1 protein-coding gene is annotated in these 1,179 nt (G+C 55.6%); it reads left to right on the plus strand.

Annotation, left to right across the window (positions count from 1 at the left end):
* Positions 1 to 1,176, plus strand: a 1,176-nt coding sequence (tuf, locus tag GO984_RS23270) for an elongation factor Tu (RefSeq protein WP_157024928.1), incomplete at its 5' end; no start/stop codon positions are given.
* Positions 1,177 to 1,179: the final 3 nt, after the last annotated feature.

Genomic DNA, 1,179 nt, shown 5'->3' on the forward strand with positions numbered 1-1,179 from the left:
ATGGCTAAGGAAAAGTTCGAACGTACCAAACCACACGTCAACATCGGCACCATCGGCCACGTTGACCACGGCAAAACCACGCTGACCGCAGCGATCACCAAGTACTTTGGTGACTTCCAGGCCTACGACCAGATCGATGGCGCACCGGAAGAAAAAGCCCGTGGTATCACCATCTCGACCGCCCACGTTGAGTATGAAACCGAAGAGCGTCACTATGCTCACGTTGACTGCCCAGGTCACGCTGACTACGTCAAAAACATGATCACTGGTGCGGCTCAGATGGACGGCGCCATCCTGGTTGTGAACGCAGCTGACGGCCCAATGCCTCAGACCCGTGAGCACATCCTGCTGGGTCGCCAGGTTGGCATCCCTTACATGGTTGTCTACATGAACAAAGTTGACCAGGTTGACGACGAAGAGCTGCTGGAACTGGTGGAAATGGAAATCCGCGAGCTGCTGTCTTCTTACGAATACCCTGGCGACGACATTCCTGTGATCCCTGGTTCGGCTCTGGCCGCAATGGAATCCCGCGATGCTGAAATCGGCGAAGAGTCGATCAAGAAGCTGATGGCAGCTGTTGATGAGTACATCCCAACACCTGCACGTGCTGTTGACCAGCCGTTCCTGATGCCAGTTGAGGACGTGTTCTCGATCTCTGGCCGTGGTACAGTTGTAACCGGTCGTGTTGAGCGTGGCGTGATCAACGTTGGCGACGAAATCGAAATCGTTGGTATCCGCGACACCAAGAAAACCACCTGTACCGGTGTTGAAATGTTCCGCAAGCTGCTGGACCGCGGTGAAGCTGGCGACAACATCGGCGCCCTGCTGCGTGGTGTTGACCGTGACGGCGTTGAGCGTGGCCAGGTTCTGTGTGCACCAAAGTCGGTGAACCCACACACTAAGTTCGAAGCTGAGGCTTATATCCTGACTAAAGAAGAAGGTGGTCGTCACACTCCTTTCTTCGCCAACTACCGTCCACAGTTCTACTTCCGGACCACTGACGTCACCGGTACCGTTGTTCTGCCCGAGGGCACAGAAATGGTCATGCCAGGCGACAACCTGAAGTTCGACGTTGAGCTGATCGCCCCCATCGCGATGGAGCAGGGCCTGCGCTTTGCGATCCGCGAAGGCGGCCGCACAGTTGGCGCTGGTGTTGTGTCAAACATCAAAGAGTAATCA

It is taken from the genome of Parasedimentitalea huanghaiensis (genome assembly GCF_009753675.1).
GTDB lineage: Bacteria > Pseudomonadota > Alphaproteobacteria > Rhodobacterales > Rhodobacteraceae > Parasedimentitalea > Parasedimentitalea huanghaiensis.